A 2800-nucleotide genomic window follows, 5' to 3' on the forward strand; every position below is an offset into this window, starting at 1 on the left:
CCGCCGCCCCACGAGAAGCAGCCGGCACCGGCGGAATCAGCTTCGGCTCAGCCGCAGGTCGCGGCAAAGCCGGCGGGCGGCCCAGCCTACACGCCGCCGGAGCCTGATCTCTCGATCAAATACCATGTCCAGCTCGGCCTGCCGCCGGCCCTCCCGCCGATGGCGGCACCAGCCCCACCCCCGGCCGCGCGCTACGGTGGCAAGGTCGACGACGATTTCGATGCGCCGGCAGTTAGGGCAGCCGACCTCACCCCGAGCGTCGTCGCCGAGTTTCGCCGCCATCTCAAGACGTGCTCGAAGCTGCCGGCATCGCTAAAGCCTTCCGACGACGTCAAGGTCACGCTGCGCGTGTTCTTGACGCCGCAGGGGCGGCTCGCCGACGAGCCTCTGCTGATCGAGGCGAGTGCGTCCGAGAAGGGACCGATGCTGATGCGTGGCGCGATGAGTGCACTGGAGGCGTGCCAGCCCTACACGATGCTCCCGGCCGATCGCTATGGCGAGTGGAAGACGATCGACCTCAGCTTCACGCCGCAGGATTTTCCTTCCTAGGCTTGTCGCGTGAAGTCGCAATGGGCGGCGATCGCCTGCCGGTTGGACGACCGCGCCGCGCTATGGCAAAATAGCAATCCAACCGGATTCCCGCACATGTTGAAGCTCGTCATCGGCAACAAAAACTATTCGTCATGGTCGATGCGGCCGTGGCTGGCGCTGCGCGCTAACAACATCCCGTTCGAGGAAATCTTCATCCCGCTCTACACCGATGTGAAGGCGGACAAGGATCGGATCCTGAGCTTCTCGCGTGCCGGCAAGGTACCGACGCTGATCGATGGCGATGTCACGGTCTGGGATTCGCTGGCGATCATCGAATACCTCGCCGAGAAATATCCGGAAACAAGACTGTGGCCTGAGGATCGCGCGGCCCGCGCCCATGCGCGCTCGGTCTCCGCGGAGATGCATTCGGGCTTCATGCCCCTGCGCAATGAATGCGGCATGAACCTGCATCGCCCGATCCGGGCGGTCCCCTTGTCAGACGACGCTCGCGCCAATGTCGCGAGGATCCAGGAAATCTGGGCGGACTGCCACGCGCGCTACGGCAAGCAGGGGCCGTTCCTGTTCGGGGTGTTCTCCGGCGCGGATGCGATGTTCGCCCCCGTCGTGCATCGCTTCCGCACCTATGCGATCCCGGTGAAGCCCGAGGCGCAGGCCTATGTCGATGCGATGACGTCGCTGCCGGCGTTCCAGGAGTGGACGCGCGACGGGCTTGCTGAAACGCTCATCATCGAGCGGTTCGAGACCGTCTAATCCGGTCGACCCAGCTCGCCCAGGTGCCGGCCCAGTACCTTCCGTGCGAGCGCGAATGGCAAGCCGCCCCATAGCGGCTGATCGCGGGAACCCGAACTTTTCGCTGTTGTCGCCGTGGAACGCGGCTCAGTCGCCGGAAAACCTCCTATCACGCTGAAAAATCTGCAAATTTCGTGTATTTGCCTTGCCCCGATCCCGCTGGATTTTGGGGCCGTTGCTGTGCTAGCTTGACGCAGGGTTCTCAATGTTGGCCGCTGCTGTGGGACCTAAGGCGGCGCGGCCGACGATCCAAGAAAATGGAGAGGGCGTTGAAGCACAAGTACGGCGTTGGAGAGACTGTCTATTTCACTGCGAGCAACGTGTCTCGTCCGGCCGCTACCGGGACCTATCAGGTGGTCCGGCTGCTGCCGACCGACGGTGACGATTGCCAGTACCGCATCAAAAGCTCGACCGAAGCTTTCGAACGGGTTGCCAAGGAAAGCCAGCTCGCCCTGTCCTGAGAGAGCTGTGCGCAAGCACCCGGTTGGCGCGGTTCCCTGATGGGTCGCCGTCAAAAGGCCCCGTTCGCAGAACGACTCTGCCGAGGGGCGAATGCCCGAAAGGAGGCGTTCGCCTTTGGCAACTGTGTTTTATGCTGCGTTGAGGGACATCGCGTATGAGCTGGGCTTCTTCGCTGGATCACATCTGGCGCTCCGCGACTTTTCCGATGTGGCTGACGCTGGCCGCTGCAGGATTTTTTGGGGTGATCCTGTTGATCACGCTGTTGCGCGCGGAGAAATCCGTGGCCAACGGCGCGTTGACGGTCATCACCTTGCTTGCGATTGCGGTCGCTGCTGCCGCGACCATTCGTGGCTTCGATTCCGGTAGCCGGCTTGCTTCCGCTGATGTGCGTTCGGCACAGCCGGTCGTCGCGGCGCCAGCCGCGCTGGCCTGCATCGATGACCTCGCGGGCGATGCCGTGCTGAACGCCTGCGAAAAGGTGTTGTTCGGTTCCGCCGACTCTGCGGCTGCCGCGGTCGCCTATGCGGCTTCCCAGATTACCCGCCTGACGTCGTTGGGCGATCTCGCGACCGCCGAGCGCAACACGTCGCCCGAACTGCAGGCGCTGCGGCGCGCGATCGAGCGCGACCGCTACGGGCTCATGGCCTATGTGCTGATGGCACGAGACCATTGCACGCCGGCTTCATGCGCGGCGTTCGGTTCGCTCGGGACCAGCCAGCAGATCGCGTCCAATATGGACGAGCGCCTCTATGAGAACCTGATCACCCGCTACGCGCCGTCGTGGAACGCGCCGGCGCCTGCCATTGCAGCGGCGGCCGGAGCAGGGGTGCTCGGAGCACTGCCGCCATCCCTCCCGACCGGCAAACCTACCAACGCCGAGTTTCCGTCGGCCGCGAACACCCCTCCGATCAGCATCATGACGCCTGAGCCCGCACCGAAGCCGCCGCTTTCCGCGACGGCTGCCACGACCGCAGCTCCGCCTGCGCCACGTTCCGCG

4 protein-coding genes are annotated in these 2800 nt (G+C 64.4%); all 4 read left to right on the forward strand.

All coding sequences use genetic code 11. The features are described 5' to 3' along the window. The coding region (tolA, locus tag CWO89_RS46570) for a cell envelope integrity protein TolA (RefSeq protein WP_502702957.1) at positions 1 to 549 on the forward strand (549 nt) is incomplete at its 5' end. A 96-nt stretch (positions 550 to 645) separates the two neighbouring features. Continuing rightward, positions 646 to 1302 carry a glutathione S-transferase family protein gene (locus tag CWO89_RS42690; RefSeq protein WP_130584194.1) on the forward strand — a complete coding sequence of 219 codons (657 nt, stop codon included), beginning with the start codon at positions 646 to 648 and terminating at the stop codon, positions 1300 to 1302. A gap of 296 nt (positions 1303 to 1598) precedes the next feature. Next, entirely contained in the window at positions 1599 to 1802 is a 204-nt protein-coding gene (locus tag CWO89_RS42695) for a hypothetical protein (RefSeq protein ID WP_130231764.1), read from the forward strand. A 155-nt stretch (positions 1803 to 1957) separates the two neighbouring features. After that, positions 1958 to 2800, forward strand: an 843-nt coding sequence (locus tag CWO89_RS42700; RefSeq protein ID WP_130584195.1) for a hypothetical protein, incomplete at its 3' end; no start/stop codon positions are given.

It is taken from the genome of Bradyrhizobium sp. Leo170 (assembly GCF_004296405.1).
GTDB lineage: Bacteria > Pseudomonadota > Alphaproteobacteria > Rhizobiales > Xanthobacteraceae > Bradyrhizobium.

What these genes read in the sequence shown, in the direction of transcription:
- CWO89_RS42690 (WP_130584194.1), top strand. Translation starts at nt 646, where the DNA reads ATGTTGAAGCTCGTCATCGGCAACAAAAACTATTCGTCATGGTCGATG.
- CWO89_RS42695 (WP_130231764.1), top strand. Translation starts at nt 1,599, where the DNA reads ATGGAGAGGGCGTTGAAGCACAAGTACGGCGTTGGAGAGACTGTCTAT.